This window comes from Cryobacterium mannosilyticum, assembly GCF_004402705.1.
Classification (GTDB): domain Bacteria; phylum Actinomycetota; class Actinomycetes; order Actinomycetales; family Microbacteriaceae; genus Cryobacterium; species Cryobacterium mannosilyticum.
Genome location: NZ_SOFM01000039.1, coordinates 16623 through 42411, shown reverse-complemented (window position 1 = coordinate 42411; position 25789 = coordinate 16623). Strand labels below are relative to the sequence as shown.

The window sequence follows — 25789 nt, the reverse complement described above, 5'->3', positions numbered from 1 at the left end:
GGCGGCAGGCTCCGCGGCGCGGGCGGGACGCGGCGCCGCGTCGGCGGGGACGGGCGCGGCGGTGGCCGGCGTGGCGGCGGGAGGTGCGGCATCCGTCGACGCCAGGTGGGGGTCGGTCTCGGTGGTGGGCTTCAGTCCCCAGAGGAAGCCGGCCGGCTTCGGGGCAGGGTCGGCGGGCGCCGCGGGGGTGTCCTTCGAACGAAGGGGCGCACCCTTGCGGGGAACGAACTCGTCGGGGTTGGCCGGCTTGGCTCCGCCGCCGAGTTGGGAGGCGAGCCAGTCGACTCCGTCTTCGCCCTGCCCGTCCTTGTCGGGCATCAGCGGAGCCCCAGGTCCTCAAGGCCGATGGCGGCGTAATACGGGTAGCCGGCGGCCTCGATCACTTCGCGCGCGCCGGTGTCCCGGTCGACGACCACGGCGACGCCGGCGATGATGGCGCCGACCTTCTTCAGCGCCTCGATCGCGGCCAGCGGGGAGCCGCCGGTCGTGGAGGTGTCTTCGAGCACGATCACGCGCTTGCCGGCCAGGTCGGGGCCCTCCACCTGGCGGCCGCGGCCGTGGTCCTTGGGTTCCTTGCGCACGACGAAGGCGTCGTAGGCCAGGCCGCGGGCGACCCCCTGGTGCAGGATCGCGGCGGCGACGGGGTCGGCGCCCATGGTCATCCCGCCGACGGCGGCCACGTCCGGGATCTCAGCGATGAGATCGAGCATGACCTGGCCGATCAGCGGGGAGACCCGGTGGTCGAGGCTCACCTTGCGGAGGTCGACGTAGTACGTGGCCTTCTTGCCGCTGGTGAGAGTGAAATCACCGTGGAAGACGGCCTCGGCCGAGATGTGGTCGATGAGCTGCTGGCGAGTGTCTTTCACAGTCCAACTTTAGGCCATCGGCCGGTCGGCGGCCCCGCGGGGTTCCCGGCGGGGGTTCCGACGGTTCAGAAGCTGCGAACGAGCTTGCGCTCGGGGAGACGACGGTAGCCGTCCTTCTGCACGTCGACGACGACGGCCGCAGCGGAGGAAAGAACAATGAGAACGAGAACGGCGAGGAGAACGAACACGGTCGTACCTTTCGAGAATGGAGGTTGATGTCGGGGAGACGGAGGCACCATTGCACGAGTTCGACGTGTTAATTCGACCACTATTGACAGTGCAGCACAATCGCATTGTTCTGCAATGAGTGTGAAGCTTGACTACATGGATGTACAGAGGCTCGAATTGCTCAGGGAACTGGCCGAACGCCGCAGCATCACCGCGGTCGCGCGGGCCACCCACCGCACGCCGTCGGCGGTGTCGCAGCAGCTCAAGGTGCTCGAACGGGAGGCCGGTTTGCCGCTCACCGAGCGCAGCGGCCGTGGCCTGATCCTGACGGATGCCGGGCGCGCGCTGGCCCGCAGCGCGACCGATGTCGCGGTCGCCCTCGCCCGGGCGAACGCGGTGTGGGACGAGTTCCGCAACCACGCCACCGGCGAGGTGAGCCTGGTCACCTTCCCGACTGCGGGCGAGATGTTGTTGCCGGGCGCGCTGCGGCAGATCGCGTCGGTGCCGGGCCTGGTCGTGAACTGCACCGACAAGGACCCGGAGCTGAGCGACTTCCCCGCGCTGACCGCCGACTTCGACATCGTGCTCGCCTACAGCCTGCGCGGGCAGCTGCCCTGGGGCGGGCGGGGACTGACCGTGGTTCCGCTGATGACCGAGCCGCTCGACGTGGGGCTCCCGGCCGACCACCGCCTGGCCGCCCGAGCCTGGATCGGGCCGGCCGACGTCGTCGGCGAGACCTGGATCGGCGCGCCGGACGGCTACCCGTTCGAACGCATCCTGCACCAGATCGAACAGCAGGGCGGCGGGCAGGCGCTGGTGGCGCAGCGCTTCGCGGACATGCGGCTGATCGAGGCGTTCGTGATGGCGGGCCTGGGCATCGCCCTCGTGCCGCGCTACACCTGGGGTGGCGACCAGCCGGGCAAGCTCGTGCTCAAGCCGCTGCGCGGGGTCGACGCCGAGCGGCAGATCGTGGCGCTGATGCGCCCCGACCGGGCCGAGCGCCTCGCCGTGCGCACGGTCGTCGACGTGCTGCGGGCCGAGGCCGAGCGGGTGCAGGCCGAGCACACCTCGGCGACCCCGCCGCCCTCCCCAACCCCATAGCCGCCCACCCCCACCCGCGCGAGTGCGGGATGGAGGCGGGCGGTGGGCGGGCTAGGCGTTCTGGGGGAAGCCGAGGTTGATGCCGCCGTGGCTGGGGTCGAGCCAACGGCTGGTGATGGCCTTCTCCCGGGTGTAGAACGCGATCCCGGCCGGGCCGTAGGCCTTCGCGTCGCCGAAGAGGGAGTCCTTCCAGCCGCCGAACGCGTGGTACGCCACCGGCACCGGGATCGGCACGTTGATGCCGACCATGCCGACCTGCACCTCGTTCTGGAAGCGCCGGGCGGCGCCGCCGTCGTTGGTGAAGATCGCGGTGCCGTTGCCGTAGCGGCTCCGGTTGATCAGGGTGAGCCCCTCGGTGTAGCTGCCCACCCGCACGATCGAGAGCACCGGGCCGAAGATCTCGTCGAGGTAGACATCCGAGTCGGTGCCGACCCGGTCGAACAGGGTCGGGCCGAGCCAGAATCCGGATGCGTCACCGTCCACCTCGATGCCGCGCCCGTCCACGACGACCTCGGCACCGTCGGTGCGGGCCACGTCGATGTAGGAGGCGACCTTGTCCCGGTGGGCCTGGGTGATCAGCGGCCCCATGTCGCAGCCGCGCATGCCGTCGCCGACCCTGAGCCCCTTCAGCCGCTCGGTGATCTTCGCGACCAGCTCGTCGGCGACCGGTTCGACGGCCACCACGACGCTGATCGCCATGCACCGCTCACCGGCCGAGCCGAAACCGGCGTTGACCGCGGCATCCGCGGCCAGGTCGAGGTCGGCGTCCGGCAGCACGAGCATGTGGTTCTTGGCGCCGCCGAGGGCCTGCACGCGCTTGCCGTGGTGCGCCGCGGTCTCGTAGATGTACTTGGCGATCGGGGTGGAGCCGACGAAGGAGATCGCCTGCACGTGGGGGTGCACGAGCAGGGCGTCGACCGCCTCCTTGTCGCCGTGCACGACGTTGAGCACGCCGGCGGGCAGGCCGGCCTCGGTCATCAGGGCGGCCATCCAGTTCGACGCCGACGGGTCCTTCTCGCTCGGCTTGAGCACCACGGTGTTGCCGGCGGCGATCGCGATGGGGAAGAACCACAGCGGCACCATCGCCGGGAAGTTGAACGGGCTGATGATGCCCACGACGCCGAGCGGCTGGCGCAGCGTGTACACGTCGACACCGGTCGACACGTTCTCCGAGTACTCGCCCTTGGTCAGGTGCGGCATGCCGAGGGCGAATTCGACGACCTCGAGCCCGCGCGCGATCTCGCCGAGGGCATCCGCGGTCACCTTGCCGTGTTCGGCGGTGAGGATGTCGGCCAGCTCGCCCTTGCGCGCGTTGAGCAGCTCGCGGAAGGTGAACATGACGCCCTGGCGCCGGGCCTGGGAGGTGTCCCGCCACCCCGGGTAGGCGGCCTGGGCGGAGGCGACGGCGGTGTCGACGTCGACGGCGCCGGCCAGGCGCACGTGCTTGGCGACGGCGCCGAGGGCCGGGTTGAAGACCGGCGCGCTGCGGGTCGAGGTCCCGTCGAACGGCGCCCCGTCGATCCAGTGGGTGATTACGGGCAGATCGGTCATTGTCCTTCGTTTCTCTTCGTCGAGTGGGTGGGGGTGAGCCGGCGGCGGGCAGGTCAGAGCAGGTCGAGGCTAAGGACCTCGTCGTAGATGGCGAGGGCCTCGGCGACCTCGTCGTCGGTGACCACGCACGGCGGCACGACATGGATCCGGTTGTCGGCGAGGAAGGGCAGGAGGTTGCGGGCGAGCAGCTCGGCCTTGATCCGGCCCATCACGACGCCGCTCAGCGGTGCCCGGGTGCCCCGGTCGGCCACGAGCTCCAGCGCCCAGAACACGCCCTCGCCGCGCACTTCGCCGATGATCGGGTGCTTCTCCGCCAGCTCCGCGAGGCCCGGCGCGAGCCGGTCTCGCCCGATCCGGGCCGCGTTGGCGACGATGCCCTCGTTCTCCATAGCGTCGAGGGCGGCCACGATCGAGGCCATCGCCAGCGGATGCCCGCTGTAGGTGAGCCCACCGGGGAAGACCGTGGTCTCGAAGTCGTTCGCGATCGACTCGGAGATGATCACCCCGCCGGTGGGCACATAGCCGGAGTTGACACCCTTGGCGAAGGCGATCAGGTCGGGGGTCACGTCGAAGCCCTCGAACGCGAACCACCGCCCGGTGCGCCCGAAGCCGGCCATCACCTCGTCCAAGATCAGGAGGATCCCGTAGCGGTCGCAGAGCGCGCGCACCCCGGCCAGATAGCCGGGCGGCGGCATGAGCACCCCGGCCGTGCCGGGGATCGATTCGAGCAGCACGGCCGCGATCGTGGTCGGCCCCTCGCTCTGGATCATGCGTTCGAGGTGGCGCAGCGCACGCTCCGACTCCTGCTCGGGCGTCGTCGCCCAGAACTCGCTGCGGTAGAGGTACGGGCCGAAGAAGTGAACGTGCCCGCGCGCGAATTCGTTCGGGATGCGCCGCCAGTCGCCGGTCGCCACGATCGCCGCCCCGGTGTTGCCGTGGTACGAGCGGTAGGTGGAGAGCACCTTGTCCCGCCCGGTGTGCAGCCGGGCCAGCCGGATCGCATTCTCGATCGCATCCGCCCCGCCGTTGGTGAAGAAGACCTTGTTGAAGCGGGCCGGGGCGCGGTCGACGATGCGCTTGGCGGCCTCGCCGCGCATCAGGTTCGCGGTCGACGGCGCGACGGTGGCGAGGGTGCCGGCCTGGTCGATGATCGCCTGGGTCACGGCCGGATGCTGGTGGCCGATGTTCACGTTGACGAGCTGGCTGGAGAAGTCCAGGTAGCTGCGCCCGTCGTAGTCCCAGACCCGGGACCCTTTGCCGCCCGCGATCACCAACGGTGCGAGGGCGGCCTGCGCCGACCAGGAGTGGAAGACGTAGGCCCGGTCCAGCTCGTAGGCGGGGTCGTTCAGGCTGGCGGCGGTGGTGTCATTCACGAATATCGTGTTCTTTCTCTGCGTTGAGCCAAGGATATGAGTTGAGTGAAGGAAATGCGTGGAGTGGAGGTCGGGAGCTGGGCCGGGCGGTCCGGTGGACCACCCGGCCTCAGCGGTGAGAGGCGTTGAGTGGCGTTGAGTGGCGGTGGGGCGAGCCTACTTGCCGCCCTCGGTGAGCGTGACCGTGATCGGCTTCCAGCCGGCGCCCATCACGTCGACGCCGTCCGCCTTCAGCTCGTCGAGCGCCTTCTGCACGTACTCATTCGAGTACGCCATCTTGGGCGGTTCGGCGGTGATGATGGTGGCACCGGTCTCGTTCTTGGTGTTCATCGCGATGTCGACGGTGTTCTTCCAGGCGGCCGCGTCGATCAGGCCGACCCCGTTCGTGGACGGCCAGATCAGCTTGTTGACCTCGTTGGTCATCCAGAGCTGGTGTCCGGCCGGCAGCTGCGACCCGGCAGCGGTGACGATCCCGGCCGCCTTCTCCGGGTCGGTGGCCGCGTAGATCCAGCCCTTGATCGACGCCTTGATGAACTTGACCGTGTTGGCGGCGTAGTCCTTGTCGGAGGCGAGCTTTCCGGCGTCGGCCCAGATCGCATCCTGCAGCATGGCCGTGCCCTCGTCATTCCAGTCGATCACATTGAGGTCGGACGGCTGGTAGAGCTCCCCCGTCTTCGGGTTCTTGGTCTCGAGCACCTGGGCGTATTCGTTGTAGGTCATGGCCTGGGCCGCGTCGATGTCCCCGGAAAGGAATCCGTTCATGTCGAACGCCTGCTGCACGAGGCTGATGTCGCCCACCTGCACCCCACTCTTCTGCATCCCGGCGAAGAGCTCCCACTCGTTGCCGTAGCCCCAGCTGCCGACGTTCTTGCCCTTGAGGTCGGCGGGCGAGGTGATGCCCTTGTCCTTGAACGAGATCTGGGTGGTGGCGCTGCGTTCGAAGATCTGGGCGACGTCGGTGATGTCGGCGCCCTGTTCGATCGAGCCGAGCACCTTGGGCACCCAGGAGATGGCGTAGTCGGCGTCGCCGGCGGCGAGGACGTCCTGCGGCACGATGTCCGCGGCGCCCTCGGCGATGGTGACGTCGAGCCCCTCGTCTTTGTAGAAGCCCTGGTCCACGGCCGCGTAGTAGCCGGCGAACTGGGCCTGGGCGACCCACTGCAGCTGCAGGGTGATCGGGACGAGGTCCCCGGCGGAACCCGAGGTCGACGTCGTCGATGTGGTCCCGGTGCTGCAGCCGGTGAGGACGAGGGCGCTGGTGGCGGCGAGGGCGCCCATCGTGCCCAGCCATCGTGTGCTGTGTTTCATGTCTACCTCCGTGAAGTGGTTGCCTGGCTGTGTTGTGGATGGTGCATCGTGGTGCTTCGACCGCCGCGCGCACGCGGCGGACGCCTATCCGCCTGACCGGCGGGTGACGAGCTTCTCGACGATGAGCGCTGCGGAATAGAAGAGGAGGCCGAGCAGGATCGAGCCCAGCACGTACGCCCAGGCCAGCCCGTAGTTGCTGCTCGACGCCGACGAGGTGATCGACTTGCCGAGGCCGCCGACCGGGCCGCCGAAGTACTCGGCGATCAGGGCCGAGATGACGGCAAGGGAGGAGGCGATCCGCAGGCCGGTGAACACGAACGGCAGCGCGGTCGGCAGGGTCACGGTGCGGGTGGCCTGCCAGTTGGTGGCCGCATAGGACCGCATCAGGTCGCGGTGCACGGGACGCACCTGCCGGAGCCCCTTGAGGGTGTTGAAGTACACGGGCACGAACACGGCGAGCGCCGCCACGAACTGCCGGGCGGTCTCGGCGCCGGCGCCGTACATCGTGTAGAGCACGGGGGCCAGCGCCACGATCGGCACGACCGCGATGGCGGCGACGATCGGCGCGGCCATTTCGTCGAGCAGCCGCACGAGCGCGGCGAGGATCGCCAGCAGCACCCCGAGCACGGTGCCGATCAGGAGTCCGATGAGGGCGTTCCGGCCGGTGGCGAGCATCCCGTTGGCCACGTTCTGCAGGTTCGCTCCGAACTGGCCGGCGATCGTCAGCGGCCCGGGAAGGATGAACGGCTTGATGGCGAGCAGGGTGACCGCCCCCTGCCAGAGCAGCACGACGGCCACTCCCAGCAGGATCGGCGCCAGCACGGTGCGCACCGGCCCGCCGGCGCCGCCCTGCCGGGCGCGGGCCTGCCCGGCACCGGCCTGCCCGGCGCTGCCCTGCCGAACGGATGCCTGGCTCACCTGGCCTCGGCCCCCCTCGCCCCGGCCGGGGCCTCGCCGTGCAGCAGCTCGCGCACCTGGCTTACGGCGTGGAAGAACTCCTCGTCTTCGCGCAGGGTCTCGCCGCGCTCCCCGGTCTCGCCGAGGCCGACCCGGAGGACGTCGCGGATGCGGCCCGGCCGCGGCTCCAGCACGACGACCCGGTTGGAGAGGAAGACGGCCTCGGGAATGGAGTGGGTGACGAACACCACGGCGGCGCTCGTCTCTGCGCAGATCCGCACGAGCTCGTTCTGCATCCGCTCCCGGGTCATCTCGTCGAGAGCGCCGAACGGTTCATCCATCAGCAGCAGGCTCGGGCTCTCCGCCAGCGACCGGGCGATCGCCACCCGTTGCTGCATGCCGCCGGAGAGCTGGTCGGGGTAGTGGCCGGCGAACTCCGACAGTCCGACCAGCTCGATCAGCTCGGCCGCGCGGGCGCGACGGGCCGCCCGGCCGGCGCCGTGCAGCTCGAGCGGCAGTTCGATGTTCCCGCTGACGGTGCGCCAGGGCAGCAGCCCGGCCTGCTGGAAGGCGATGCCGTAGTCCTGGTCGATCCTGGCCTGCCTGGCCGGTTTGCCGAAGACCCGGATCTCGCCCGTGGTCGGGGTGTCGAGGTCGGCGATCAGCCGCAACAGGGTGCTCTTGCCGCAGCCGCTCGGCCCGATCAGGGAGACGAACTCGCCGGGCGCCACGGTGAGGCTGACGGAGTCGAGTGCCGTGACGGATGCCCCCTTCCGGCCGGCGAACACGCGGCTCACCCCGCGCACGTCCACGGCCAGGCTCGCGGCCTTCATGCCGGGCACCGGGGTCGGTTCCGGCGCGCTCACGCCGCGACCTCCCCGCGCCGGAACCGGCGGAGGGCGAGCCCGATCAGCCCGACGAACCCGGCGGCGACGAGCCCGACGAGCACCGAGCCGAAGATCGGTGCCCACGGTTTGCCTGGGTCGCCGCCGGCCGCGCCGGCGTATTCGACGATCATCCGGCCGATGCCGCCGCGCAGCCCGATCGACACCTCGGCGACGACGCTGCCGATCACGGCGCTGGCCGCGGCGAGGCGCAACGCGGGCAGCAGGTAGCCGACGCTCGCCGGCAGCCGCAACCGCCAGAGGGTCTTCCACCAGCCGGCGGAGTAGCAGTGCATCAGGTCGACGTGGTTGGCGTCGGGCGAGCCTAGGCCCCGGAGGGCGCCGACCGAGACCGGGAAGAAGGCGAGGTAGGAGGCGATCAGGGCCACCGACATCCAGCTCTCCCAGCTGAACGCGCCGAACTGGATCTGGGTTCCCCAGCGCCGCACGAGCGGGGCCAGGGCGATCAGGGGCACGGTCTGGCTGAGGATGATCCAGGGCAGCACGGCCGCCTCGGCCAGCCGGAACCGCTGCATCAGGAGCGCCAGGGCGAGGCCGACGGTGACGCCGACGAGCCAGCCGACCGCGGAGATGCCGAGGGTGAACAAGGAGGCGTCGACGACGGCCTGCCAGAGCGGCATGGCGTTGCCGGCGCCGGTGACCGGTTCGAGCGCCCGCCCGGCCATCACCCAGAGGTGCGGCATGGCCAGGTCGCTGGTGCGCGGCAGCACGGTGACGCCGGCGAGCACGACGCCGTCCGCCGGGCCGAGCAGCTTGTAGAGCTCCCAGAGCCCGGCGAGCAGCACCAGCCCGAGCGCGCCGACGACGAACCGGCGGGGCGCAGTCACAGCTTCGCCACGATCGGGTCGGTGAGGGCAGGGATCACGGTCTCTCCGTAGACCCGCAGGGTCTCCTCCTTGTTGTCGTGCTGGAGGTAGCCGGCGAACTGGTCGACCCCGAGTTCCTTGAGGGCCTGCAGCTTCTCGATGTGGTCCTTCGACGTGCCGAGCAGGCAGAACCGGTCCACGATCTCGTCGGGCACGAAGTCGGCGTGCGTGTTGCCGGCTCGGCCGTGCTGGTTGTAGTCGTAGCCGCTGCGGCCGGCGATGTAGTCGGTGAGGGCCTTGGGCACGGGGGAGTCGGTGCCGTACTTGGCGACGATGTCGGCGACGTGGTTGCCGACCATGCCGCCGAACCACCGGCACTGGTTGCGCATGTGCTCCCAGTCGTCGCCGATGTACATCGGCGCGGCGACGCAGAAGGTGATCGACTCCGGGTCGCGTCCCACGTTCGCCGCGGCCTCTCGCACGGTGCCGATCATCCACTCGGCCACGTCGAGGTCGGCCATCTGCAGGATGAAGCCGTCGCCGACCTCGCCGGCGAGCTTGAGCGCGAGCGGCCCGTAGGCGGCCACCCACACCTCGAGGCTGGAGCCCGTGCTCCACGGGAACCGGAGGGTGGCGCCGTTGTGCTCCACCGCCCGCGAATTCGCCAGTTCACGGATGACGTGGATCGATTCGCGCAGCGTCTTCAGCGTGGTGGGTGCCCCGTTGGTGACCCGCACCGCGGAGTCGCCGCGGCCGATGCCGCAGATGGTGCGGTTGCCGTACATTTCGTTCAGGGTGGCGTAGGTCGACGCCGTCACCGTCCAGTCCCGGGTGGCCGGGTTGGTCACCATCGGGCCGACCATGATCTTGCGGGTCTCGGCGAGGATGCGGCTGTGGATCACATAGGGTTCCTGCCAGAGCAGGTGCGAGTCGAAGGTCCAGACGTGGCTGAAGCCGTGCACCTCGGCGAGCTGGGCGAGTTGCACGACACGGGCCGACGGCGGGTTGGTCTGGAGTACTGCTCCGAAATCCATGCTGTCCCCTGCCCTAGATGAGGTACTGGCTCAGGCTGCGCTTGACGAACCGGCCGTCGCCTTTGGCCCCGAGGTAGGAGTTCTCGGCGATGACGACCTTTCCGCGGGAGAGCAAGATGTCGACGTGGCCGTCGATCTCGTAGCCCTCCCAGGCCGAATGGTCCATGTTCATGTGGTGGCTGCGACCGGTCGGCTCGCCGAACTCGTCGGTGCCGTAGCCGATGGAGGTGTGGCCGGTCGGGTCGTAGACGACGATGTCGGCATCCGCCCCGGGCTGGATCACACCCTTCTTCCCGTAGAGGCCGAACATGCGCGCCGGGGTGGTGGAGGTGATCTCGACCCAGCGTTCGAGCGAGATCCGGCCGGTGACCACACCCTGGTAGAGCAGGTCGAGGCGGTGCTCGACCGAGCCGATCCCGTTCGGGATCTTGGAGAAGTCGCCGAGGCCTAAGTCCTTCTGGCCCTTCATGCAGAACGGGCAGTGGTCGGTGGAGACCAGTTGCAGGTCGTTCGTGCGCAGGCTCTGCCAGAGGTGGTCCTGGTGCCCCTCGGCCCGGGAGCGCAGCGGGGTCGAGCACACCCATTTGGCACCCTCGAAGCCGGGGGCGCCGAGGTTCTCCTCGAGCGAGAGGTAGAGGTATTGCGGGCAGGTTTCGCCGAACACGTTCTGGCCGTTGTCGCGGGCGGTGGCGATCTGGGCGACGGCCTGCTTCGCGCTCACGTGCACGACGTAGAGCGGCGCGCCGGTGAGGTTGGCGAGCATGATCGCACGGTGGGTGGCCTCCTCCTCGAGCTGCCAGGCCCGGGCAACCCCGTGGTAGTACGGGTCGGTCTTGCCCTCTGCGAGCAGCTGGCCGACGAGCACGTCGATCGCCGGCCCGTTCTCGGCGTGCATCATGGTCATCAGTCCGGTCTCGGCCGACTTCTGCATAGCCTTGAGGATCTGCGCGTCGTCGGAGTAGAAGACGCCCGGGTAGGCCATGAACAGTTTGAAGCTGGAGACCCCCTCGGCGAGCAGCCCGTCCATCGCCTGCAGGGAGTCCGCGTTGAGGTCGCCGATGATCTGGTGGAACGCGTAGTCGATCGCGCAGTTGCCGGCGGCCTTCTCGTGCCACGCGGCGAGTCCGTCGAAGACGCGCTGGCCGTAGCTCTGCACCGCGAAATCGATGATCGTGGTGGTTCCGCCCCAGGCGGCCGCGCGGGTGCCGGTCTCGAAGGTGTCGGATGCCGCGGTGCCGCCGAACGGCAGCTGCATGTGGGTGTGCGCGTCGATCCCGCCCGGGATCACGTACTTGCCGGTCGCGTCGATCACCCGGTCGACTCCGGAGGCCAGGTCGGCGCCGAGCAGCAGTGATCCGGGGGCCAGCACCGCGGCGATCGTCTCGCCGTCGATGAGCACGTCGGCTCTGGACCGGCCGGTCGCAGTCACAACGGTGCCGCCGGTGATGAGGGTTGTCGTCATGGTGCGCTCCTATTCGGCCGGGCTCAGGGTTCGACGATCGGCTCGTAGGAGTCGGGGCGGCGGTCGCGGTAGAACTGCCACGAGTTGCGCACCTCGCGGATGACGCCGAGGTCGAGGTCACGGATGACGATCTCCGTGGCATCCGTCGACGCCACCTCGCCGACGTAGTTGCCGCGCGGGTCGACGAAGTAGGAGCTGCCGTAGAAGGTGACCGCCTCGTCGCCGAACTCGCGGCTCTCGGTGCCGATCCGGTTGTTCGCACCGATGTAGTACTGGTTGGCGACCGCGGCGGCCGGCTGCTCGAGCTCCCAGAGCCGGTTGGAGAGGCCGGGCTTGGTGGCCGAGGGGTTGAAGACGATCTCGGCGCCGTTCAGGCCGAGCACCCGCCAGCCCTCGGGGAAGTGCCGGTCGTAGCAGATGTAGACGCCGATCCTGCCGACCATGGTGTCGAAGACGGGGTAGTCGCCGTTGCCGGGGCGGAAGTAGAACTTCTCCCAGAACTGGGGCAGGTGCGGGATGTGGTGCTTGCGGTACTTGCCGAGGTAGCTGCCGTCGGCGTCGATCACGGCGGCGGTGTTGTAGAGCACGCCGGGCTGCTCCTCCTCGTAGACGGGGAGCACGATCACCATTTTGTGCTCCGCGGCGAGCTTCTGGAACCGCTCGACCAGCGGGCCGGGAACGCTCTGGGCGTAGTCGTAGTACTTCGGGTCCTGCACGATGCCGAAGTACGGCCCGTGGAAGAGCTCCTGGAAGCAGATCACCTGCACGCCGGCCTCGGCCGCCGTGCGCACGAATCCCTCGTGCTTGGCGATCATCGATTCCTGGTCGCCGGTCCAGTCGGTCTGGGTGATGGCGGCCCGCACGATCGTGCGCCCGTCGGTGGTACTGGTTTCCCCGGTCATCCTTGCCTCCACATCGAGCTCGGCGCTGAGCTGGCCCTGTGGCCGGGAGTCGCCTCGCCGAATCAGTTGAGTCGAATCGGACTGCGTTGTCCGTGTTTGTTATTCTTCGACGTAAACATTTCAGTTCTGTTTCTGTGTGTGACGCACGCGTTAATCATCCTGTCGTCCAAACCAGCCGGAGGCAAGGGGTCATGCAAACCGTTATCGACGAGGTCGAGCACCGCACTCCCGCCGGGATCGCGGCCGCGCTCGGCCGCCTGATCAGCTCGGGCCGGCTCGCCCCCGGCGACCGGCTGCCCACCGTGCGCGCGCTGGCGGCGGCCCTGGCGGTGAGCCCGGCGACGGTCAGCCACGCCTGGCAGGCGCTCTCCGCGGTGGGGCTGATCGTCTCCCGCGGCCGCAGCGGAACCTTTGTTCTCGACGCCGCTCCGCGCTGGCTGCCGGCCCGCAGCCAGTCGATGGCCGGCTACCACCGCGAGGCCAGGATCGACCTGTCGCGGGGCACGCCCGACCCGCGGCTCCTGCCCGATCTCGGCCCGGCGCTCTCCCGGGTCTCCCAGCGGGCCAGCACCGTCCTCTACCAGGAACTGCCGGTGATCCCGGAGCTGCTCGCGGTACTGCGGGCATCCTGGCCGTTCCCGGCCGAATCGATCACGGTCGTCGACGGCGCCCTCGACGCCATCTCCCGCAGTCTCGACGTGGTCGCCCGGTTCGGCGACCGGGTCATCGTGGAGGACCCGGGCTTCCCGCCGTTCTTCGATCTGCTGGACCAGCTCGGCATCGAACGCCTGCCGGTGCCGGTCGATACGCACGGGATCGTGCCGGCCGCCTTCGCCGCCGCCCTCGCCCAGTCGCCGGTGGCGGTCATCCTGCAGCCGCGCGCACACAACCCGACCGGGGCGTCGATGCCGCTCGCCCGGGCCGAGGAACTGGCGAGGCTGCTCGGCGTGCACAAGCGCAATGCGCAGACCGTCGTGATCGAGGACGACCACTCCGGCGAGATCAGCGTGGCCCCCGACGTGAGCCTGGGCCGCTGGCTGCCCGGCCGGGTGCTGCACGTGCGCAGCTACTCCAAGTCGCACGGCCCCGACCTGCGCATCGCCGCCCTCGGCGGGCCGGCGGCGCTCGTGGACCGGATCGTGGCCAGACGGATGCTCGGGCCCGGCTGGACGAGCCGGATGCTGCAGTCGATCCTGCACGACCTGCTCACCCACGGCGACAGCATCGCCCAGATCGCCGAGGCCAGACGGATCTACTTCGCGAGGCAGAAGGCCCTGGCCGACGCTCTGACCGCGCTCGGCTGGCCGACCGGGCAGGCGGATGGCATCAACACCTGGCTTCCGGTGGCCGACGAACGGGATGCCATCGTGCAGTTGGCGGCCTCGGGCATCCGGGTAGCCGGTGGCTCGCCGTTCCTGTCCGATGCCAGCCCGGAGGCGTTCATCCGGGTGACCGCCGGGGCGCTCCACGGCGACGTGACGGAGGTCGCGCGGGCCGTCGCCGCGGTGCTCCGACGCCCGGGACCCGGCGCGCTCCTCCCCGCCCCCGGTGCGCGCCCGCCCGAAACGAGATGGGCCTAGGCTGGATCCAGACCGCCGGTTGGCTCTGACCGGTCGTGCCAACCCTGACTTGGGCGGCAGGTCCCCCCACACACGCTCCCCACCCCTGCCGCTCCCCCGCGGCTCCCCCCCGCTCCGCCGCCCGTTCCTGGCCGCGAGAGTGCAGTTCTCGCCCCTTCAGCACTTCCCTGAGGGCGAAAAGTGCACTCTCGCCGATGGGCGGGGGCGGTTTCGAAACGTGAGGTTTTCATGAACCGTCGAAGTACTCTTCTTTACGTCGCGGGCGCGGCATCCGTCGCCCTGATGCTCGGCGGATGCGCCGGAGCCGGCACCGGCGCCGCGGGCGGGGCGACCTCCGAGGGCGGCGCGACCGGAGCCCCGGCGGGGTACCCCGTCACGCTCGACAACTGCGGCACCACCGTGTCCGTGGCCGCGGCGCCCAAGCGCATCGTCACGATCAAGTCGTCGACCACCGAACTGCTGCTCGCGCTCGGCCTCGGCGACCGGATCGTCGGCTCGGCGTTCCTCGACGGGCCCCTGCCGGCCTCCCTGGCCCCGGCCGGGAAGGGCCTCAACGTGGTCAGCGACTTCGTGCCCGGCCAGGAGGCCGTGCTGGCCCTCGCGCCCGACTTCTTCTACGGCGGCTGGGAGTCCAACTTCACCGCCGACGGCGTCGGCGAGCGCGGCCAGTTGGAGGGCCTCGGCATCGGCAGCTACGTCTCCCCTGCCGCGTGCAAGGCCACCGGCTACATGCCCGACCCGCTGACCTTCGACTCCGTGTTCGCCGAGATCGCCCAGGCCGGCGCCATCTTCGGCCGGGCTGATGCCGCGGACAAGCTCGTTTCAACGCAGGAGAAGGCGCTGGCCGCCCTTGCCCCCGCCGACGCGAAGACCACGGCGCTCTGGTACTCCAGCGGCACCGACAGCCCCTACGTCGGCGCCGGGATCGGCTCGCCCGCCATGATCATGAAGGCCGCCGGCCTGACCAACGTGTTCGCCGACGTGCACGACACCTGGACTTCGGTGGGCTGGGAATCCGTGATCGCCGCGAACCCGGGCGTGATCGTGCTCGTCGACGCCACCTGGAACACCGCGGCGTCGAAGATCGCCACGCTCGAGTCGAACCCGGCAACCCAGGGGCTGGATGCCGTGAAGGACAAGCGCTACATCGTGCTGCCGTTCGCGGCCACCGAGGCCGGCATCCGCAACGTGGAGGCCGCCGGGTCGGCCATCGACCAGCTGGCCGCGCTCGACAAGCAGAAGTCCAGGTAGCCGGGAGACCGCGTGACAGGGGACAGGCCGTGACAGTGGATGGACGCGCGGCGACGGCGCGGGCGGCAGGCCGGGCCGTTGCACGCGGGCGCTACCTCGGCCTCGTCGCGGCGTCGGTGCTGGCGCTGCTGCTCGTCTGCGTCGCCGCCGTCGCCGTCGGCCCGGCCGACGTGGGGCTTGCAGACGTGCTCGCGAGCGTCGGCGCCCACCTGGGCCTGCCCGGAATGACGGATGTCCCGCCGCTGACCGACTCCATCGTCTGGCAGTTGCGCCTGCCGCGGGTGCTCACCGCGGCCGCGGTCGGCGCGGGGCTCGCGCTCTCCGGCGCCGTGATGCAGAGCGTCACCCGCAACCCGCTCGCCGACCCCTACCTGCTCGGCCTGTCCAGCGGGGCGTCGCTCGGCGCGGTCTGCGTCGTCATCCTCGGCGTCGCCTTCGCCCTGCCGGCCGCGGCCTTCCTCGGCGCACTGTCCGCCCTGGTCGCCACCCTGAGCATCGCCAGGGTCGGCGGCACGATCACTCCCGGCCGGGCGGTGCTCTCCGGACTCGCGATCGCCCAGCTCGGGGCGGCCGGCACATCCTTCGTCATCTTCTGGTCGGCCAAGGGCGACTCTTACCGGGAGATCCTCAACTGGCTGCTGGGCTCGCTGGCCGGCAGCTCCTGGACCAGCGTGCTCATCTCGGGCAGCGCGCTCGTGGTCGTGGGCACCGGGATCGTGCTCTCGGCCACCCGGTTGGACGCGTTCGCGTTCGGCGACACGGCCGCTGCCTCCCTCGGCATCAACGTCAACGCCACCCGGTGGGCGCTGCTCGGCGCGGTCGCCCTGCTCACCGGGGCCATGGTCGCCGTGAGCGGCGCGATCGGTTTCGTCGGGTTGATCCTGCCACACCTCGTGCGCGGGCTGAGCGGGCCAGGCCACCGTCGGCTGCTGCCGTTGACCGTGGTCTTCGGCGCCCTGTTCCTCGTCGTGGCGGACACTCTTGCCCGCACGGTCTTCGACCCGCGTGAACTGCCCGTCGGCATCATCACCGCGCTCATCGGCGTGCCCGTCTTCATCGTGCTGATCAAGAGCCGGAGGGCCGCGGCATGGGCGTGAGGCTCGACCGGGTGTCGTTCCGGATCGGCGGGACGGCCATCCTCGACGACGTGTCGGCGCAGCTGCCGACCGGTTCGGTGACCGGCCTGCTCGGCCCCAACGGCGCCGGCAAGTCCACGCTGCTCCGGCTGATCGCGGGCCTCGACACCCCGGCGGGCGGTCAGGTCGAACTGGACGGCACCGCCCTGCACGGCCTCACCCGCCGGGAGACGGCGCGGCGGGTGGCCCTGCTCGAGCAGAGCGCGGCGCCGAGCGTCGACCTATCGGTGCGCGAGGTCGTGCTGCTCGGCCGTATCCCGCACCGGAGCCGGCTGCTCGGCGGCTTCGGCGGCGAGGACGACCACCGGGTGGCCGAGGAATCGCTGGCCCTGGTCGGCGGCAGCGCGCTGGCCGCGCGGCTCTGGCACACTCTCAGCGGCGGGGAGCAGCAGCGGGTGCAGATCGCCCGGGCGCTGGCGCAGCGGCCGAGCCTGTTGCTGCTGGACGAGCCCACCAACCACCTCGACGTGAGCGCCCAGCTGGGCCTGCTCGGCCAGGTGCGCTCGCTCGGGCTGACGGCGATCATGGCCCTGCACGACCTGAACCTCGCGGCCGCGTACTGCGACCGGATCCTCCTGCTGCACCGCGGGCGGCTCGTCGCGGCCGGCACCCCCGCCGAGGTGCTCGTGCCGGAGACCATCGCCCAGGTCTATGGAGTGGACGCCGACATCGTGCCGCATCCGCGGGGCGGGCATCCGGTGATCGTCTTCTCCCCCGCCGCGGAAGAGCCTCATCCGCCCGTCGAATTCGACGGAGATTTTCGTTCATCGGGCGCGGTAGAGGCCAAAAACCGCAATCCGGAGCAAAATCTCCGTCGAATTCGACGGGGCCGACCCGTGGGGCGGGCCGTGAGGGCTGAGCTCGCGGACCCAGACCCGACGGAGGAAGCATCCGTATGAAGAACATCACCGTGCTCGCCGGCGGAATCGGCGGCGCCCGCTTCACCCGCGGCCTGTTGCACCACCTCTCCACGACCGCCCCCGACACCGCGGTGACCGTGATCGTGAACACCGGCGACGACATGTGGCTCGACGGCCTGCGCATCTGCCCCGACCTCGACACCGTGATGTACACGCTCGGCGGCGGCATCAACGAGGAACAGGGCTGGGGCCGGCCGGAGGAGACCCGCCGCACCTCGGCCGAGATCGCCGCCTACGGGCGCGGCTGGTCCTGGTTCACCCTCGGCGACCTCGACCTGGCCACCCACATCGTGCGCAGCGACCTGCTCCGCGGCGGGGCGACGCTCTCCGAGGCGACCGAGTTCCTCTGCCGGCGCTGGCAGCCGGGCGCCCGGCTGCTGCCGATGAGCGACCAGCCGGTGGAGACCCACGTGCGGCTCGACGCGGCGATCGACGAGCACGAGGCCGGCGACCTGATCCACTTCGAGGAGTGGTGGGTGCGCTACCGCTCCCAGGTGGAGGTCACCGAGTTCGTGCAGGTCGGGCTGGAGCACGCCGCCCCTGCCCCGGGAGTGCTCGCCGCCCTCGCGGAGGCCGACCTGGTCATCCTGCCGCCGTCGAACCCGGTCGTCTCGGTGGGCACGATCCTCGCCGTCCCCGGCATCCGCGAGACGCTCCGGGCCACCGCGGCACCGGTCGTCGGGGTGTCGCCGATCATCGCCGGCTCCGCCGTGCGCGGCATGGCCGACGCGTGCCTGCGCACGATCGGCGTCGAGACCGCGGCCGAGGCCGTGGGACTGCACTACGGCTCCCGCGCGGCCGGGGGCGTGCTCGACGCCTGGCTGGTGGACGAGACGGATGCCGCGGCGCTGCCCGCGCTGGCGGCCGCCGGCATCCGCGGGGCGGCCGTGCCGCTCTGGATGCGTGACGCGGCGTCGACCGCGCGAATCGCGGCGGACACCCTCACCCTCGGGCGCTCCGCTCAAGCCTGAGGCCGGCTCCCGCCCCGCTCCGGGTTGGAGTTTTTCGCGACTCGCCGTGGTGCCCGCCTCGGCACCCGGCGCGTCGCGAAAAACTCCATCCCCTAGCGGCAGCGCCCGTCCCGGGCGGTCCGTGCACCAGACAGCGAGGCCCTCATTCGGGGATGATATACTTAGTTAAGCTTATGAACTTGGGCTGTGGTGTTCGCGGAGATTCCGGTCGGCCTCGCCCCGGAAGGACCTCTCAGCCATGCCCGAACCCGTCATGCCCGAACTTCTCACCAACGCGCCCCCGGCCCCACCAAGGCTCCTGATCCTCGGGATCACGGCCTGCCCGACCGGCATCGCGCACACCTACATGGCGGCGGAGAAGCTGGAGAGCGCGGCGGCGGAGCTCGGCTACGAGATGAAGGTCGAGACGCACGGCTCGGTCGGCGTGGAGGGTACCTTCAGCCAGGACGACATCGATCGTGCGGACGCCGTCGTGATCGCCGCCGACACCAAGATCGACCGCTCGCGCTTCGCGGGCAAGCGGATCGTCTCCGCGAAGGTCGCCGACGGCATCCATCACCCCGCCGCACTGATCAGGGACGCCCTCGCCGCGGGGCCGTCGGCCGCAGGGCCGACCGCCGCCGGCGACGGCCGGGATTCCGGGACCGCGAGCTCCGGCAGGGCCGACTTCGGGGGCACCCTGTACCGCGCCCTGATGAACGGCGTCTCCTACATGATCCCGTTCGTCGTGGTCGGCGGGCTGCTGATCGCGATCTCGCTCTCCCTCGGCGGCGAGGCGACCCCGAAGGGCCTCGTCATCCCCGAGGGCAGCTTCTGGCTGACGATCAACCAGATCGGCGTGCTCGGTTTCACCCTGATGGTGCCGATTCTCTCGGGGTTCATCGCCTACGCGATCGCCGACAGGCCCGGACTCGCCCCGGGCATGATCTGCGGCTGGATCGCCACCACCGGGTCCTTCTACAACTCCGAGTCCGGCGCCGGCTTCATCGGCGGCATCATCACCGGTTTCCTGGTCGGCTTCGTCGCCCTCGGCATCAAGAAGATCCCCGTGCACCGCTTCATCCGGCCGATCATGCCGATCCTCGTGATCCCCGTGCTCACCACCGTGATCGTCGGCGGCGCCTTCGTGCTCGCCCTCGGCCAGCCGATCAGCTGGGTCTTCTCCAGCATGACCACGTTCCTCACCGGCCTGCAGGGCGGCAGCGTGATCGTGCTCGGCCTGATCCTCGGCGCCATGGTCGCCTTCGACATGGGCGGCCCGATCAACAAGACCGCGTTCCTCTTCGGCGGCGCCCTGATCGCGGCCGGCAACCCCGCCCCGATGGGCATGGTCGCCGCCGCGATCGCCGTTCCGCCGCTCGGGATGGGCCTGGCCACGCTGATCCGCGGCCGCTACTTCTCCAAGCCCGAGCGGGAGGCCGGCATCGCCGCCCTGTTCATGGGCTTCTTCGGCATCACCGAGGGCGCCATCCCGCTCGCCGCCGCCAAGCCGCTGCAGGTCATCCCGGCGAACATGATCGGCGGAGCCGTGGCCGGCGGCATCGCCGCCCTGTTCGGCGTCACCGACTCCGTGCCGCACGGCGGCCCGATCGTCGCCGTTTTCGGCGCCGTCTCCGGGGTGCCGATGTACTTCGCCGCGCTGCTCATCGGCGCCGTCGTCACCGCCCTCGTGTCGGTGCTGCTGCTCGGCATTTCCGCGCGCACGGCGGAACGCCACGCCGCGGCGGCTGCGACTGCAGGGGCGGGGGCGTCTGATGCGGATGCGTCCGGTCCCGTCTCCGCTGGCGCCGGCCCGAACCGGTCCGCCGAGCTCGAGCCCGTTTCGGCGACGGTGCCTCCGGTGACGAAGACGGTGCTCGACTACATCGACGAACGCACGATCGTGCTCGACGTCGACGAGACCGACCGGGACGCGCTGATCCGCACCCTCGCCGGCCTGATGAGCACGACCGGCCGCGTCACCGACGAAGCCGGTGTCGTCCAGGCGGCCTTCGCCCGCGAGGAGCATGGCACGACGGGCATCGGCGACGGCATCGCGATCCCCCACGCCAAGTCCGACGGGGTGAGCGCCCCGGTGCTCGCCTTCGCCCGCAGCAGGACAGGCATCGACTGGAATTCGGTCGACGGCTCCCCGGCCACGCTGGTCTTCATGATCGCCGTTCCCGAGGCGGCGGCCGGCACCGAGCACCTCACCGTGCTCGCGCAGCTGTCCCGCGCCCTGGTGAAACCCGCCTTCCGGGCCGCACTCCAGGCCGCCGCGACCCCCGCGGAGGTGCTCGAGGCGCTGGCCGGTCAGGTCGGCGCGAAGAAGACGGCCCCCGCCGCGATCTGAGCCCGGCCCCCAGACGGATGCCGCCGCTAGCCGACGCGGCTGGCATCCGCTTTGCTCCGCGGCGTCCGAATCTGCTTGATGCGGAGATTCTCGGGACGCGCCGCGATCCGCGCCCGGAAACACCGCGTGTCGCGAATAACTCCATTCCGGAGCGTCAGCGCCCGGAGCAGGCGGCCGGAGCAGGAGCCCGGAGTCAGCGCCAGATCGAGGCCGGGTCGGCGGCGACGAGGGGGCGTGTGTGCGCCCCCAGGCCGAGGCGCTCAGCGACGAGCAGGTCGGCGGCGGTGTCGACGTCGCTGCGGATGCCGGCGGCCGGCGGGATCTCCAGCGGAACATGCCCGGCGGCCTCGTGCGCAGCCCGGGAGCCCGGCCCGAATCTGGGCTCGACCGGCACCCCGGCGAGCGCGAGCAGGGTGGTCGTTCCGGTTCCGGCGGCGTCGGGCACCATCGATCGCTCGTGGCCGGCGGCGAGCGCGAGGGCCTGTTCGACGTCGGCGGGCGTTAGGGCCGGGAGATCCCCGGTCAGCACCAGCAGGTTCGCCCGCGGGAACCGGGTGCGCGCCGCGGTCAGCCCCTGCCGGATCGCCGCGTTCATCGGGTCGGCCGGAGGCCGGGCGCTCTCGCCGGAACCCTCCCCGGCAGCCGGTTCCGTCGCGGGCACGGCTGCTTCGGGCACGGCTGCTTCCAGCACGATCTCCGCCCCGAGGGCGGCCAGCCGCGCGGCGAGGGCGTCATCGGCCGTGACCACCAGCACCCGGCCCACCCGAGGTGCCGCGAGCACCGCTGCGACCGTGTCGAGGGCGAAGGCATCCGCCAGCCGGGGCCGGTCGGGCCGGTCGCCGAGCCGGCTCTTCGCGCCCGGGTTTCCCTTCACCGGGACGACCGCCACCCACTGCCCCGACTGCCCCGACTGCCCCGACTTCATGCCCCGAAGTTTACCGTCGCGGGTCGGCCCGGCCCAGCCCGGCGATGCTCGCAAGAAGCACCGGGCTCACCGCAGGCCTCCGCCGAGCCGGCGCTCGTGCGCGGGCGCCGGCGTGCCCGGATGCCCCGGGTCGCGCCATGCCCGGCCGCAGCTGCCGCAACGCAGGATGGTTCAGACGGAGATTTGCGCGACTCGCCTTCATTCGCGCCGGGGCAACCGGCGCGTCGCGAGAAACTCCATCCCGACGGTCGGCGGTGGGGTCGGTTTCGCCGCGGATGCCTCCGGTCGCCGGGCTAGATCCGCCGGAGTCCGGCGGCGCCGGCCCGCTCTCGATCGTGAGGAGCTCAACGAGAGCCTGGCCGACCTTCTCTGTCGTGGGAACCCGCGGACCCGACGGGCGCCTGGGCCGCTTGAGCGCTCCTCGCCGGAGACGGCGCTTGGGGCTGGGGCATTGCCGGGCGGTCGCCTTCGCGCAGCCAGTCGTCGAAGAAGGTGTGGAGTTGCTGGCCCGAGGTCTTTTCCATCACGGCTTCGAAGTCCTCAGTGGTCGCATTCGAGTCGTTGTACCGGGTGAGCCACAACCGGGCGCCGGCGAAGAACGCGGCATCGCCGATCTTGGCGCGCAACGCGTACAAGGTGGCCGCTCCCCGCAGGTAGACCGGATTCGCGAACAGATTGTCGCGACCCGGGTCTGCGATGTTGAGCGCCCAGCCGTTGGTTGCGTCGAGAAATGCCACGGTGTCGGCGAACTGGTCGGGAATTGTGGCCGTGCCTTGATGCTCGGCCCACAGCCACTCGATATAGCTCGCCCAGCCTTCGTTCAGCCAGATGTCCTTCCAATCTGACGGGGTGACAGAGTTGCCGAACCACTGGTGACCCAGTTCGTGCACCACCGTGTATTCGTCCGCGACCCCTGAGTAGACCGGACGCGTCTGGGTTTCCAGCGCGTAGTCGACCGAATCGTCGTCGACAATCGCGCCGAACGACTCGAACGGGTATCGCCCGAACTGGGCCTCCAGAAAGGTGATCATCCGGGGCTGTAGCGCGAGGGCCGCGGTCGTCTCTGTGAGGGCCTCACCCGTGACGCCATCGTCGACAGCATTGATGATGGGCAGACGGTCCGAACTCGGGTCGCGGGATATGGCGAAGTCACCCACGCTCGCCGTGGACAGGTAACTGGACATCGGGTCCGTTGCCCGCCACGTCCAGGTCGTCCACCCGGCCTTGGTACGGGGCTCTCCGGCAGGCAGGCCGTTCGCCACAGCCGTCTTGCCGGCCGGGACCGTGATCCGGAAGGTGTACGTTGCCTTGTCTTGCGGGTCGTCGTTCACGGGATACCAGGTCGCCGCGCCGTCGGGCTCATTGACCACCATGGCCCCGTCAGCAGTGGTGACCCACCCGTAGAGGGCCCCGGTCGTGTCGAGCGGCCGCCCGGTGATCCCGCCATACTCAATGACGATGGTCGTCGTCCGTCCTTCTTTGAGCTTCGGCAGCAGCCCGACGGTGAGTTCCCAGTATCGGTTCGCATCGTCCTGAATCTGTGACCACTCGGCGCTGTCTTTGCCGCGCGAATCCCCGTGTGCCGCCGCCTTGCCGTCCACCCGGACCGAGGTGACGTCGAGCCCGCGCAAGTCGAAGTTCAGTGACTGTAGATCCTGCGTCGCGCGAAGTGTGATGGTCGCGACGGCGCTCAGGCGGCCGGTGAGCACCGTGGGGTCCACCGGCGGCGAGTAACGGAGAGCGAGGTCGTAGTGCTGGACGTCGTACCCGCCGTTGCCGGCGTTGGGGAAGTACGGGTCACCGCTTCCGGCGGCGCCGGCCGGGTAGCGCGCCTCATCCTTCCCGGGAGAGACCTGCGCCGTCCCACTGAACGCGCCGAATCCGATCGTTGCCGGAACGACCGCGACCGCCGGAGTCACCCTCACCGTGCCTGCAGACGTGTTGGGGGTCGCTGCTGTTCCAGTCCCGCAGGCAGCCAGTGCGAACACGGACAGCCCTGCGAGGGCGACGGTGTGGAACTTTCTGAATGAGTGCACGAGACAACCCCTTTGTTGGGAGTGACGGTTGTTGGGAGTGACGGTTGTTGGGAGTGACGGCGGACAGGGACCTGCGGGACAAGACAAGAGTGCGAATGCCAGGTTTCAGCGCTGCTTCGTCGAGTTCTTGACCAGGTCTGGGACGCTCGAAGGCCGACCGGAGTGAAGTGGTTCGGTGGGGCTTCCGAGCCTGTTGTCGCGGAGACCTGGGTCAATGGCAACGGTTCGCGCAGAAAATCCTCAATTTAGCGCTCCGCCCCGGAAACAGCAACGGCACCCATGTCGATTGCCGTACTCGTCGACGCCGTCTTGCAGTGGGACGCTCGGTGTCTCACGGCGCGCCGTCACGCCGCCTCACTGCGCTAGCCGCGCCCCGACCGCTCCGCCACGGGACCCGCCGCGCGTGCCGCGGCGATTCCGGCGGCATAGCCCGCCGCGTACCCCTCTGCCACGGCTTCGGCGGTGCCGAGCCGGAACATGTCGGTCTCACTCGGGCGCAGCAAAGCGGATGCGCCGCCCGCGGCATCCTGCGGCGCCGGCCCCTGCTGCAGTTGCAGCGCCTCGACCAGCCGGCCGAGCCCGCGCACGACGGCGAGGGGGTTGCCGCTGGTCTTGCCCTTGACGAGGTCGGCGGCGCCGGCGATCTCGTCGGCGACGGCGGCGACGGTGACGTCGAGTTGCCGGCCGGAGGCATCCGTCGTGCCGCGCAGGTCGTCGAGCACCGCCACTCCGGCCGCGCCGATCGCAATGTCGGTCTGGCCCTCCCGCCACGGGCGGCCGACCGTGTCGGTGATCAGCACGCCGAGCCGCAGCCCGGTGCGCGCGCGCAGGGCGGTGCAGAGCGCGCGGGCGGAGGCATCCGGGTCGACGGGCAGCAGCAGCACCGTGCCGTCGGGGGTGTTGCTTGCGTCGACGCCGGCCGCCGCCATCACAAGTCCCTGTCGGTTCTCCACGATGCGGGTGACCCCGCCCGGGTAGACGCGGGTGGCGACCACGCGCACGGTCTCGTCGGTGATCGCCTGCTCCCGGTCGGTCGCGGCGACCTGGCGCCCCTCGGCCTTGGAGACAATTTTGCTGGTCACAGCGAGTATATCGCCGTCCGCCAGGCGGGCGACCGGCGACTCGGCGGCGGCCAGGATGAGCGCGGCGAGGTCGTCACCGGCCCGCACCTCGCCGATGCCCGCGAGCACGAAGACGTGCATCCCGGTGGGGTCGGGCGCCACTACCGCACGAGCTTCGGCAGCACGGATGCGCCGAACACGTCGATCCACTGGCGCTGGTTGCGCCCCACATTGTGCAGGTAGATCCGGTCGAAGCCGAGGTCGACGAACTTCTGGATGTAGGCGCGGTGGTCGTCGGGGTCGGCCGAGATGATCATCCGCCCCTCGAAGTCCTCCGGCCGCACCAGCTTCGCCATCTGCTCGAACTCGAACGGCGACCGAATGTCCCCCTTCGGGAACTTCATCCCGCCGTTCGGCCATTCGTGCAGCGCGTTCGTCATCGCCTCTTCGTCGGTCTCGGCCCAGCTCATGTGCAGTTGCAGCACCTTGGGCATGGTCGACGGGTCCTTGCCGGCGTCGCGGGCGCCGTCGTCGAACTTGCCGAACAGCATCGAGATCTTCTCCAGCGGGGCTCCGACCGTGATCAGGCCGTCGGCCTGCCGCCCCGCGCGCTTGGCGGTGACCGGCCCGGCGGTCGCGACGAGGATCTCGGGCGCGACCTCCGGCATGGTCCAGAGCCGGGTCGACTCGAGTTTGAAGAACTGGCCGGAGTGCTTGACGTCCTTGCCGGCGATCGACGCGGTGAACAGCTTCGAGATGATCTCGATGGCCTCGAACATGCGGTTGATGCGTTCGGGGGCCTCGGGCCAGTAGCCGCCGACGATGTGCTCGTTGAGGGCCTCGCCGGAGCCGAGGCCGAGCCAGTGCCGGCCCGGGTACATCGACGCGAGCGTGGCCGAGGCCTGGGCGACCATCGCCGGGTGCCAGCGGAAGGTGGGCGCGGTGACGCCGGGGCCGAAGTCGCCCTTCGTGCGCTCGGCGACCGCGGCGAGCACGCTCCAGACGAACGACGACTGGCCCTGGGCGGGCACCCACGGCTGGAAGTGGTCCGCCGCCATCACGCCGGTGAAGCCGTGTTCCTCGGCGTAGGCCGAGAGCGCAACGGCCTCCGCCGGCGCGAACTGCTCCAGCATCGCCGCGTAGCCGATCTGCAAATCCGTCATGGGTCCACCCCTGCCTTCTGGTCGTGCGTCAATCCTGCCAT

General features: G+C 70.3%; 22 protein-coding genes and 1 pseudogene. 7 read left to right on the top strand and 16 right to left on the bottom strand.

All coding sequences use genetic code 11. The features are described from left to right. The 3 genes and pseudogenes from E3O32_RS12615 to E3O32_RS17725 all read right to left on the bottom strand — a co-directional run. A pseudogene (locus tag E3O32_RS12615) lies at positions 1-318 on the bottom strand (hypothetical protein); the annotation flags it as partial. Beyond that, positions 318-866 (bottom strand): orotate phosphoribosyltransferase, encoded by a 549-nt coding sequence (gene pyrE, locus E3O32_RS12610; protein WP_134510024.1) that lies wholly within the window; start codon positions 864-866, stop codon positions 318-320. The gene pyrE and the pseudogene E3O32_RS12615, both read right to left, overlap by 1 nt. 65 nt (positions 867-931) lie before the next feature. Then, positions 932-1054, bottom strand: coding sequence for a hypothetical protein (locus tag E3O32_RS17725; protein WP_255453676.1), 123 nt, complete (start codon positions 1052-1054; stop codon positions 932-934). 115 nt (positions 1055-1169) lie between these two features. Here E3O32_RS17725 and E3O32_RS12605 point away from each other — a divergent pair, with 115 nt between their 5' ends. Next, the gene (locus E3O32_RS12605) at positions 1170-2135 is read left to right on the top strand and encodes a LysR family transcriptional regulator (RefSeq protein ID WP_338145198.1); all 966 of its coding nucleotides are present in this window, start codon (positions 1170-1172) and stop codon (positions 2133-2135) included. 51 nt (positions 2136-2186) lie between these two features. Here the strand turns inward: E3O32_RS12605 and E3O32_RS12600 are convergent, their stop codons facing one another. The 9 genes from E3O32_RS12600 to E3O32_RS12560 form a co-directional block, all read right to left on the bottom strand. Further along, positions 2187-3686: a CoA-acylating methylmalonate-semialdehyde dehydrogenase gene (locus tag E3O32_RS12600; RefSeq protein ID WP_134510022.1), complete on the bottom strand. Its 1500-nt coding sequence runs from the start codon at positions 3684-3686 to the stop codon at positions 2187-2189. Positions 3687-3739: 53 nt separating this feature from the next. Further along, positions 3740-5059 carry an aspartate aminotransferase family protein gene (locus E3O32_RS12595; RefSeq protein ID WP_134510020.1) on the bottom strand — a complete coding sequence of 440 codons (1320 nt, stop codon included), beginning with the start codon at positions 5057-5059 and terminating at the stop codon, positions 3740-3742. A 156-nt stretch (positions 5060-5215) separates the two neighbouring features. Next, the gene (locus E3O32_RS12590; RefSeq protein WP_134510018.1) at positions 5216-6367 is read right to left on the bottom strand and encodes an ABC transporter substrate-binding protein; all 1152 of its coding nucleotides are present in this window, start codon (positions 6365-6367) and stop codon (positions 5216-5218) included. 84 nt (positions 6368-6451) lie between these two features. Continuing rightward, on the bottom strand, positions 6452-7285 hold the full coding sequence (locus tag E3O32_RS12585) for an ABC transporter permease (protein WP_241974916.1): 834 nt from the start codon (positions 7283-7285) through the stop codon (positions 6452-6454). Beyond that, on the bottom strand, positions 7282-8097 hold the full coding sequence (locus E3O32_RS12580; RefSeq protein ID WP_134510034.1) for an ABC transporter ATP-binding protein: 816 nt from the start codon (positions 8095-8097) through the stop codon (positions 7282-7284). Before E3O32_RS12580 ends, E3O32_RS12585 begins: the two co-directional genes overlap by 4 nt. A gap of 29 nt (positions 8098-8126) precedes the next feature. Further along, positions 8127-8996 carry an ABC transporter permease gene (locus E3O32_RS12575; protein ID WP_241974915.1) on the bottom strand — a complete coding sequence of 290 codons (870 nt, stop codon included), beginning with the start codon at positions 8994-8996 and terminating at the stop codon, positions 8127-8129. Beyond that, complete coding sequence (locus E3O32_RS12570) at positions 8993-10009, bottom strand: TIGR03842 family LLM class F420-dependent oxidoreductase (protein WP_134510016.1); 1017 nt, start codon at positions 10007-10009, stop codon at positions 8993-8995. The genes E3O32_RS12575 and E3O32_RS12570 overlap by 4 nt, the downstream gene beginning before the upstream one ends. Before the next feature lie 13 nt (positions 10010-10022). Continuing rightward, positions 10023-11471: a dihydropyrimidinase gene (hydA, locus tag E3O32_RS12565; RefSeq protein WP_134510014.1), complete on the bottom strand. Its 1449-nt coding sequence runs from the start codon at positions 11469-11471 to the stop codon at positions 10023-10025. 23 nt (positions 11472-11494) lie between these two features. Next, positions 11495-12373 (bottom strand): nitrilase-related carbon-nitrogen hydrolase, encoded by an 879-nt coding sequence (locus E3O32_RS12560; protein ID WP_134510012.1) that lies wholly within the window; start codon positions 12371-12373, stop codon positions 11495-11497. A 191-nt stretch (positions 12374-12564) separates the two neighbouring features. Between E3O32_RS12560 and E3O32_RS12555 the strand changes: the two genes are divergently transcribed. The 6 genes from E3O32_RS12555 to E3O32_RS12530 all read left to right on the top strand — a co-directional run bounded on the left by E3O32_RS12555 (position 12565) and on the right by E3O32_RS12530 (position 20563). Continuing rightward, the gene (locus E3O32_RS12555) at positions 12565-13953 is read left to right on the top strand and encodes an aminotransferase-like domain-containing protein (protein ID WP_134510010.1); all 1389 of its coding nucleotides are present in this window, start codon (positions 12565-12567) and stop codon (positions 13951-13953) included. A gap of 228 nt (positions 13954-14181) precedes the next feature. Then, positions 14182-15204: a putative F420-0 ABC transporter substrate-binding protein gene (locus E3O32_RS12550; RefSeq protein WP_134510008.1), complete on the top strand. Its 1023-nt coding sequence runs from the start codon at positions 14182-14184 to the stop codon at positions 15202-15204. A 29-nt stretch (positions 15205-15233) separates the two neighbouring features. Next, on the top strand, positions 15234-16301 hold the full coding sequence (locus tag E3O32_RS12545; protein ID WP_174776513.1) for a putative F420-0 ABC transporter permease subunit: 1068 nt from the start codon (positions 15234-15236) through the stop codon (positions 16299-16301). Beyond that, entirely contained in the window at positions 16292-17239 is a 948-nt protein-coding gene (locus E3O32_RS12540) for an ABC transporter ATP-binding protein (protein WP_134510006.1), read from the top strand. Before E3O32_RS12545 ends, E3O32_RS12540 begins: the two co-directional genes overlap by 10 nt. Further along, positions 17236-18231 (top strand): 2-phospho-L-lactate transferase, encoded by a 996-nt coding sequence (gene cofD / locus E3O32_RS12535; RefSeq protein ID WP_134510004.1) that lies wholly within the window; start codon positions 17236-17238, stop codon positions 18229-18231. The genes E3O32_RS12540 and cofD overlap by 4 nt, the downstream gene beginning before the upstream one ends. A gap of 238 nt (positions 18232-18469) precedes the next feature. After that, positions 18470-20563 (top strand): fructose-specific PTS transporter subunit EIIC, encoded by a 2094-nt coding sequence (locus E3O32_RS12530; protein WP_198417567.1) that lies wholly within the window; start codon positions 18470-18472, stop codon positions 20561-20563. Positions 20564-20756: 193 nt separating this feature from the next. Here E3O32_RS12530 and cofC read toward each other — a convergent pair whose 3' ends face one another. The 4 genes from cofC to E3O32_RS12510 form a co-directional block, all read right to left on the bottom strand. Continuing rightward, entirely contained in the window at positions 20757-21488 is a 732-nt protein-coding gene (gene cofC, locus E3O32_RS12525) for a 2-phospho-L-lactate guanylyltransferase (protein WP_134510002.1), read from the bottom strand. A gap of 344 nt (positions 21489-21832) precedes the next feature. Further along, positions 21833-23407 carry a M1 family metallopeptidase gene (locus E3O32_RS12520; protein ID WP_255455518.1) on the bottom strand — a complete coding sequence of 525 codons (1575 nt, stop codon included), beginning with the start codon at positions 23405-23407 and terminating at the stop codon, positions 21833-21835. Between the two features lie 479 nt (positions 23408-23886). Beyond that, positions 23887-24726 carry a coenzyme F420-0:L-glutamate ligase gene (gene cofE, locus E3O32_RS12515; RefSeq protein ID WP_134510026.1) on the bottom strand — a complete coding sequence of 280 codons (840 nt, stop codon included), beginning with the start codon at positions 24724-24726 and terminating at the stop codon, positions 23887-23889. Positions 24727-24746: 20 nt separating this feature from the next. Further along, positions 24747-25748 carry a TIGR03557 family F420-dependent LLM class oxidoreductase gene (locus E3O32_RS12510; protein WP_134510000.1) on the bottom strand — a complete coding sequence of 334 codons (1002 nt, stop codon included), beginning with the start codon at positions 25746-25748 and terminating at the stop codon, positions 24747-24749. Between the last annotated feature and the right edge of the window lie 41 nt (positions 25749-25789).

Coding starts and splice junctions, on each gene's coding strand:
- E3O32_RS12580 (WP_134510034.1), bottom strand. CDS start 8,097: ATGAAGGCCGCGAGCCTGGCCGTGGACGTGCGCGGGGTGAGCCGCGTG.
- E3O32_RS12600 (WP_134510022.1), bottom strand. CDS start 3,686: ATGACCGATCTGCCCGTAATCACCCACTGGATCGACGGGGCGCCGTTC.
- hydA (WP_134510014.1), bottom strand. CDS start 11,471: ATGACGACAACCCTCATCACCGGCGGCACCGTTGTGACTGCGACCGGC.
- E3O32_RS12605 (WP_338145198.1), top strand. CDS start 1,170: ATGAGTGTGAAGCTTGACTACATGGATGTACAGAGGCTCGAATTGCTC.
- cofD (WP_134510004.1), top strand. CDS start 17,236: ATGAAGAACATCACCGTGCTCGCCGGCGGAATCGGCGGCGCCCGCTTC.
- cofC (WP_134510002.1), bottom strand. CDS start 21,488: ATGAAGTCGGGGCAGTCGGGGCAGTCGGGGCAGTGGGTGGCGGTCGTC.
- E3O32_RS12550 (WP_134510008.1), top strand. CDS start 14,182: ATGAACCGTCGAAGTACTCTTCTTTACGTCGCGGGCGCGGCATCCGTC.
- E3O32_RS12540 (WP_134510006.1), top strand. CDS start 16,292: ATGGGCGTGAGGCTCGACCGGGTGTCGTTCCGGATCGGCGGGACGGCC.
- E3O32_RS12510 (WP_134510000.1), bottom strand. CDS start 25,748: ATGACGGATTTGCAGATCGGCTACGCGGCGATGCTGGAGCAGTTCGCG.
- cofE (WP_134510026.1), bottom strand. CDS start 24,726: ATGCACGTCTTCGTGCTCGCGGGCATCGGCGAGGTGCGGGCCGGTGAC.
- E3O32_RS12570 (WP_134510016.1), bottom strand. CDS start 10,009: ATGGATTTCGGAGCAGTACTCCAGACCAACCCGCCGTCGGCCCGTGTC.
- E3O32_RS12530 (WP_198417567.1), top strand. CDS start 18,470: ATGCCCGAACCCGTCATGCCCGAACTTCTCACCAACGCGCCCCCGGCC.
- E3O32_RS12560 (WP_134510012.1), bottom strand. CDS start 12,373: ATGACCGGGGAAACCAGTACCACCGACGGGCGCACGATCGTGCGGGCC.
- E3O32_RS12555 (WP_134510010.1), top strand. CDS start 12,565: ATGCAAACCGTTATCGACGAGGTCGAGCACCGCACTCCCGCCGGGATC.
- E3O32_RS12590 (WP_134510018.1), bottom strand. CDS start 6,367: ATGAAACACAGCACACGATGGCTGGGCACGATGGGCGCCCTCGCCGCC.